8 protein-coding genes are annotated in these 6,290 nt (G+C 45.5%); 1 reads left to right on the top strand and 7 read right to left on the bottom strand.

The features are described 5' to 3' along the window. Positions 1 to 129 precede the first annotated feature (129 nt). Together QUB12_RS08640 and QUB12_RS08635 are read right to left on the bottom strand one after the other, a co-directional pair. A complete protein-coding gene (locus QUB12_RS08640) occupies positions 130 to 501 on the bottom strand; it encodes a DUF4278 domain-containing protein (RefSeq protein WP_333142063.1) in 372 nt (123 codons plus the stop codon). A gap of 243 nt (positions 502 to 744) precedes the next feature. Then, positions 745 to 1,089, bottom strand: coding sequence for a BON domain-containing protein (locus QUB12_RS08635; RefSeq protein ID WP_333142062.1), 345 nt, complete (start codon positions 1,087 to 1,089; stop codon positions 745 to 747). A 185-nt stretch (positions 1,090 to 1,274) separates the two neighbouring features. On the opposite strand from QUB12_RS08635, the gene QUB12_RS08630 reads away from it, so the two are divergent. Then, positions 1,275 to 1,463: a hypothetical protein gene (locus QUB12_RS08630; RefSeq protein ID WP_333306383.1), complete on the top strand. Its 189-nt coding sequence runs from the start codon at positions 1,275 to 1,277 to the stop codon at positions 1,461 to 1,463. A 176-nt stretch (positions 1,464 to 1,639) separates the two neighbouring features. Here QUB12_RS08630 and QUB12_RS08625 read toward each other — a convergent pair whose 3' ends face one another. The 5 genes from QUB12_RS08625 to fabZ all read right to left on the bottom strand — a co-directional run bounded on the left by QUB12_RS08625 (position 1,640) and on the right by fabZ (position 6,227). After that, entirely contained in the window at positions 1,640 to 2,920 is a 1,281-nt protein-coding gene (locus QUB12_RS08625; protein WP_333306381.1) for a DNA cytosine methyltransferase, read from the bottom strand. A gap of 23 nt (positions 2,921 to 2,943) precedes the next feature. Then, complete coding sequence (gene lpxB, locus QUB12_RS08620; protein ID WP_333142060.1) at positions 2,944 to 4,116, bottom strand: lipid-A-disaccharide synthase; 1,173 nt, start codon at positions 4,114 to 4,116, stop codon at positions 2,944 to 2,946. 9 nt (positions 4,117 to 4,125) lie between these two features. Then, the gene (locus QUB12_RS08615) at positions 4,126 to 4,728 is read right to left on the bottom strand and encodes a Uma2 family endonuclease (protein WP_333142059.1); all 603 of its coding nucleotides are present in this window, start codon (positions 4,726 to 4,728) and stop codon (positions 4,126 to 4,128) included. A gap of 41 nt (positions 4,729 to 4,769) precedes the next feature. Beyond that, positions 4,770 to 5,564 (bottom strand): acyl-ACP--UDP-N-acetylglucosamine O-acyltransferase, encoded by a 795-nt coding sequence (gene lpxA, locus QUB12_RS08610; protein ID WP_333142058.1) that lies wholly within the window; start codon positions 5,562 to 5,564, stop codon positions 4,770 to 4,772. 141 nt (positions 5,565 to 5,705) lie between these two features. Next, the gene (gene fabZ / locus QUB12_RS08605) at positions 5,706 to 6,227 is read right to left on the bottom strand and encodes a 3-hydroxyacyl-ACP dehydratase FabZ (protein ID WP_333142057.1); all 522 of its coding nucleotides are present in this window, start codon (positions 6,225 to 6,227) and stop codon (positions 5,706 to 5,708) included. Positions 6,228 to 6,290 lie beyond the last annotated feature (63 nt).

The following is a 6,290-nucleotide window of genomic DNA, read 5'->3' as shown; positions in this document are numbered from 1 at the left end:
ACGAATATTTGCCCAAATGGAATTATCGAGCCGTACCCCAACCTGAGTAATTCATTAAGTTATTTATTTTTCATTCCTTAACTCGATTTCCCCCTCTTGACAAACGCTTTGTTTTCTGAAGCTTTTTCTCTAACACACCATGTGTCTCGACTCAATTTCTAGCAAGCGCAGCAGTGTTTCATCGCCCTTGGCTTTGGCTGCTTCCTTTCTACGATCGAGAATATTGCAAAGATTCGCCCGGTGCACTTGCGCCACTTCCATAACTGTTGGGTAAGATTTAACCGCCCCTGGGGCGTTAGCTGCTGCGACATTCCCATCGCCAGCTTGAGCATCTCGCTTTTTGGTATAGTGTGGGCCGCCGTATTTTTTGGGGTTGGGAATGTGTCTCGGATACCGATAGTTCCAGTTTTGCCCCCGGTATTTGCCCGCGACTTCGCCTTCGACCATATCAACTGTCGGAATGTCGTACTCGTAGTTTGAACCGCGATAAGTGAGTTTCATATTTTTTGATCCTTATATTTATGGAGATAAAAAGGGCAGTCAGGTCAGGGTTGGTTTTCTTGGCTAAAACTTTTTTAGTTTCTGTATTCAATTATACGGTTTTTTGAGATGAATCGGTTGTGTTTACAAAAATTAATATTTGGAGGGGGGAGACGGCAAGAAAAAACCCGCCGCAGCGGGTTTAATCGAGTTTTTGACTAATTCGAGCAGCACCCGGAGCGAAACTGCTTCGCTTGGGCAGAACTAGCCAACTGTCACCTGATCGGTTTGCACGCCTGCGGCACCTTCTTCAGCAGAGGCGATCGCCACCAACTTGTCGAGAATTTCCTGACTGGGAACTTGACCTTTGAGAACAACCGTGCCACTGAGCTGAGCCACATAAACAGTCTCGATATCAGCAACTTCTGGATCGCTGTCAAAAGCTAAAGCCACCCGCTTCGCCAGGCCGCTTTCGTCAAAATTTCCGTCTGGGCCGACTTTAGCAGGAGCGATGGATTGCGCTTGTGCTGCTTGCTGTACTACTTGTGCCATCGGTTCAGCCTGGGGTGCAGGCTTTTCGAGTCCGAACAGTCTTTTAAACCAACCCATAGTATTTGAGTCTCCTGAAAATACACTTTTTCCAAGATAGCTCTAGAATTCCAAAAGACTCGTAATTGTTGCAAAACTCAGCGAAATTTATCAAAATGTTTTCCGGTAGACTTTCACAATCTCAAATCTCCCATGATATGCAGATGTTGATTTTGCTATTTTATGTATAGGACGATCGCTACGCCTTGGATTGCATACCAGTAGTCGAAATAGTTCCCACTTTTACCTTGAACAAACTGCACAGCGCGCCGGAATACATTCCCGGTTTGTTTAACTACCCAGGACATCTTGTGCTGGTCATCGAAGTGCGATCGCTGATACAGGGGACGCTAAACCCGCGCTTAATTGGGGGTAGCCCTGCATATACGCTGTAAATCTAATTCTTAACTTTTTATCTCATTTCTGGTTACACTCATACATGATGTTGACGGTTGACAGTGAACAGTCAACAGTGAACAGTCAACAGTGAACAGTCAACAGTGAACAGTGAACAGTCAACAGTCAACAGTCAACAGTCAACAGTCAACAGTCAACAGTGAACTCGAATTTACTATTCCGATGCTAACGGATTTGATATTAGATAATATTGTTCTGCTTCCGACCAATTCAGTTTAAGCAACGAATCATCTCCCCAGGTTAGTTTGAGACTCGGCTTAATTGCTTCCACGCCCAAAGCGCTAATAATCTGTGCTGCTACAGCTTTCGCCAATAGTGGGGGTACAGAATTTCCGACTTGGCGAAAACCGTGCCATTTTGTGACGTGAAATCTAAACCAGTCAGGATAGGAATGCAGTCGCGCAGCTTCTCTGACTGTAATGCACCGAGGGGCGATCGGGTGAATCGGCCTCGGCGAAGTATAAGCCCCCCTAGCCCTGTCGGTTCCCGCCCTGAGAGTGTTGCAAACTCCGTCAGGGTGAAGCTTGTAAAAACGGCTGATCGGCTCTTTTTCCCCGTGTTTTGCCGCATGAAACCTGTCCATACATTCCTGAGAATGTTTAGTTCGCAAACTACAAGAGAGGATTTGTCGATCGTACTCGCGATCGTAGGAATAATCATCATCCAAACCATCAATTCCGCGCATTATACTCGCATAAGTGCTGCACTTTCCGTACTCCGCTATCACCCAATCTCGGTGCAGCAACTCGCTGTACTTTTCCACATCCGGCAAATCTCCAATCGCATCCCAAACTGTCGGGACAGCAGGTAAATTAACTTTTTTATAGCGTTTAGGAATTTTAATTTTGGGCAATATAGTAGTTTGGTGAGGGTATTTGGGTAGCTCATAACCTTCTTTGCACCCAATCAAAAACAATCGTTTGCGAGCTTGCGGCACTCCATAGTGAACAGCGTTGAGAACTTGATAATTTTCTTCTACTTTATAGCCACGTTTCAGAAAAGAGCTAATTAAAACATTCAGGAGTTCTTTGTGTTCTCCTGATGCAATTCCCGGCACATTTTCCATTACAAAAAACTTGGGTTTTAGCTCCAAAACTAAGCGCTGAAAGTGAAAAATTAGAGAATTTCGCGGGTCGTCCACATCGCGCTTGCCCATCATGGAGAATCCTTGACAGGGCGAACCGCTGATTACTACGTCTATTTCGCGCCGCCCGATCGCCGATTTTTTCCTAATTTCTGATCCCGTAAGCTGTGTGACATCTTTGCACAGAATAGAACACAGCGGGAAATTAAACTCGTGTGTGGCGCAGTGAATAGGGTCAATTTCGACTGATGCAAGTACATCAAAACCTGCTTGTTCAAAGCCCAGGGTCATGCCGCCCGCGCCTGCAAATAAATCAACAGCGATCGGTCGCTTTTTCCGATTGCTTGGCATAACATTTCAATAACAAAGTTGCTTTAATTTGCTGTATTTAATTTAACATTTTTCATTATTTCCGCAGCGGCCCGATCGCACACACCCACATCTCCGAGACTTTCGCGCATTTCCCGATAACCTGCCAAAGTTTGCTGGCGTCGATCGGCATTTTGCAGCAATTCCAGTGCGTGATTCACTATATTTTCCGCAGTCGCCTCGTCTTGCAGCAACTCCGGGACGATCGGCTTCATTTGCACCAAATTGGGCGGAGACATAAAAGGAATCGAAAATTTCAGCACGTGGCGAGCAATAACCGCCGTAATCGGACTGACGCGGTAGGCAACAACTTGCGGAACGTCGAGCAAAGCTAGCTCCAGATTAACAGTACCAGATTTAGCGATCGCCAGATCGGCAGCAGCCAAGATTTCCAGAGTTTGATTTTCTAACAAAGTAGCCCGCAAACCGTAATTCTCGATCGCCTGTTCAATTTTGCTGCGAAAAGCTTTGTTAGCCAGCGGAATCCAAAAATGAACTTCCGGCAATTTAGCTTGAATAATTTGAGCTGCCTCAAATATAACCGGCATCAGGTACTTGAGTTCTTGGTGTCTGGAAGCGGGAATTAGGGCGATCGACACCTGTTCCGGCCCAATTCCCAAAGTTTTGCGGGCAACTTCCCGGCTGGGCGCAGATTGCATTCTATCCACCAAAGGATGACCAACCCAACTCACTTCGGCTCCTTTTTTTTGATAATAACAAGCTTCTTCGGGGAAAATTGCCAAAAGTTGGTCGCAAATATTGACAATCAGCTCAGTATTGCGAGGAGAAATCGACCAAACCCATTCTTGAGGTGCGATGTACCAAACCACCGGCAAATCAGGCAAATAGCGGCGGATGTAGCTGCCAATACCGAGATTTGGAGTCAAATAATCAATCAATACAACAGCATCGGGGCGAAAGTTTTTGAGATATTGTTTAGCTTTTTGCTGAACTTTAATCGTGGGCCAAATATACGGCACGGATTCTATAAGGCCCATAGAACCAATGCCCACAGTATCGCCTAAAATAGTAGCACCCGCTTCCGCCATACGAGGGCCACCCAATGCGGTTATTTCTAGATCAAAACCAGCCGCGACAGCGTGACGTTTTAAGGCTGCAACTAACAAAGCTCCTTGCAAATCGCCCGAAACCTCACCAGTGCTGATAAAAATTTTCATATTCTGACTTTATACAGGTGAGATGTTGGCTAATAACTCGGTAACAGCATCATATTGATCGGGCATATTAGCACAGCGTAGCAGTAATTCTAAGTCTAGATCGGGAAGGAATGTACTCCTGGCAATCTGCTCATAATTTTCACCTGTTAAGTAATAGAGAGATAACTGACTATTTTCCCAAAACCAGACTTCCCGAACGCCCAATCTTTTGTAGAGTTCTAGAGTATTTATCCCGCCACTGGTAATTACCACTTCAATAGCAATATCTGGGACTATTTTTTGGGTTCCTATATCATAGGAATCATCCGGCTCTTTTCTACCGCCTAATTCTCTGTTACCTAGAGTCGGGCCGCCCTTGCCGTAAAATCGAATCCCGTTTGCTCTCATATATGCCTCTAGGAGCATACAGAGAGTTTTCTTGATTATTTCGTGTTCGGGCGAGACAGTCATAATTTGCAGTATTTTATCGAGATAGAAAAATTTCACACCTCTGACATCTTTAAAAGCTGCTTCTATCGCTTCAAATTGCTCCCAACTAACATCTGAGAACCTGATGCAGCCATCTTGTTCTGTTTCAGGGGATGTAGATTTGACTGAAGTATATACATTCATAGGGCAACAGTCGCTTAGTTCATAGGTTTATTCTACCTCATTCACTTTTTGCCAGGAATCAAACCGCGCCGCCCTTTGGTTATAGACTGCTGCACAAATCTCCGCAGGTGCTGCAAGTGGGCGTTTTCTGGCAACAAATCCAACTGTTCCAAAGCTTGATTGAGAGTGTAGCCAGAATGATATAGAATACGAAAAGTTTTCTTCAAAACTAGCAAATCTTCTGCAGTAAAACCAGCGCGATCGAGGCCTATTTTGTTGATGGCTCGCACTCTCGAAGGATTCCCCTCGACTAGCATATAAGGAGGTACGTCTCGATCGATCCTGCTCAAGCCGCCCACCATAGACAAGCGGCCGATGTGGACAAACTGGTGAACGCCCAAAACACCGCTCAATCGGGCTTGAGACTCGATTTTAACGTGTCCGGCTAAGGCTACAGCATTGGCGATAATTACTCGATCGGCGATCGCGCAATTGTGTCCCACATGAACATAAGCCATCAATAGATTATGATTGCCAATAGTCGTGCTTTCCCCGGCTCCAGTAGCGCGGTTGATTGTCACATATTCCCGAATTTGATTGCTGTCGCCAATTTTCACCCTAGTCGGAGAACCCTCGTATTTCAAATCTTGAGGTTCCAAACCTATCGCCGCACCGGGGAAAATTTGATTGCGAGCACCTATTTCTGTTAGCCCGTCGATAATTGCATGGGCGCCAATCTTAGTCTCCGGCCCGATTTTCACTCTTTCCCCAATTACAGCATAAGCTCCCACTTCTACAGTCGGGTGAAGTTCAGCACCGGGATGAATCACAGCAGTTGGGTGAATCAAAGTAAGCATTTTTCAGTTGTCAGTTGTCAGTTGGCTGTTGTCTGTTGTCTGTTGTCTGTTAGCTGTTGTCTGTGATTAGCTACTGATTAGTCCTTACCAATGCTTTTCGGCCCTGAGCAGGGCATCGGCCTGCGCTGGCCAATGCTCAATTTAATCTACCATCGAAAACGTCAATTCTCCTTCACAAACTTTTTGTCCGTCTACTTCAGCCAGAGCCTGCATTTTTGCGAAGCGACGGCGTTTTACCCACAGCAATTCTACAGTCATCAGCAACTGATCGCCCGGTACAACCTGACGACGGAACTTGACTTCATCAATTCCGGTAAACATCCACAATCCTTGCTTGATGTCTGGCAACTGAGCCAGAACAATACCGCCAACTTGAGCCATAGCTTCGACAATTAATACTCCAGGCATAATTGGTCGTCCGGGAAAATGCCCTTGAAAATGCGGTTCGTTGAAAGTCACATTTTTAATTCCTACAGCCTTCTCGGACGGCACGTAATCAACAATCTTGTCAACCAGTGCAAAAGGATAGCGATGAGGCAATAATTTATGAATTTCTTCGAGAGTAAAAGTAGATTTAACCGCTGGAGAATCATCACCGTTCTCGGTGGGAAGGGATTCAGAATTAGCAGTATTGAGGGTGTTAACTTCAGTCAGCGTAGACATTACTTGAAGACTTTTGAGTGTGGTATTGCAGAAGGCAGAAGGAAGAATAAAGATGCAATCTTA

Source organism: Microcoleus sp. B7-D4, from assembly GCF_036705125.1.
In the GTDB taxonomy this organism is placed as follows: domain Bacteria; phylum Cyanobacteriota; class Cyanobacteriia; order Cyanobacteriales; family Microcoleaceae; genus Microcoleus.
This window is presented reverse-complemented; position numbering and strand designations above follow the sequence as displayed.

Bases quoted from the DNA above. Each gene is read 5' to 3' on its own strand.
- lpxB (WP_333142060.1), bottom strand. From the start codon at position 4,116: ATGAAAATTTTTATCAGCACTGGTGAGGTTTCGGGCGATTTGCAAGGA.
- QUB12_RS08640 (WP_333142063.1), bottom strand. From the start codon at position 501: ATGAAACTCACTTATCGCGGTTCAAACTACGAGTACGACATTCCGACA.
- QUB12_RS08635 (WP_333142062.1), bottom strand. From the start codon at position 1,089: ATGGGTTGGTTTAAAAGACTGTTCGGACTCGAAAAGCCTGCACCCCAG.
- fabZ (WP_333142057.1), bottom strand. From the start codon at position 6,227: ATGTCTACGCTGACTGAAGTTAACACCCTCAATACTGCTAATTCTGAA.
- lpxA (WP_333142058.1), bottom strand. From the start codon at position 5,564: ATGCTTACTTTGATTCACCCAACTGCTGTGATTCATCCCGGTGCTGAA.
- QUB12_RS08625 (WP_333306381.1), bottom strand. From the start codon at position 2,920: ATGCCAAGCAATCGGAAAAAGCGACCGATCGCTGTTGATTTATTTGCA.
- QUB12_RS08615 (WP_333142059.1), bottom strand. From the start codon at position 4,728: ATGAATGTATATACTTCAGTCAAATCTACATCCCCTGAAACAGAACAA.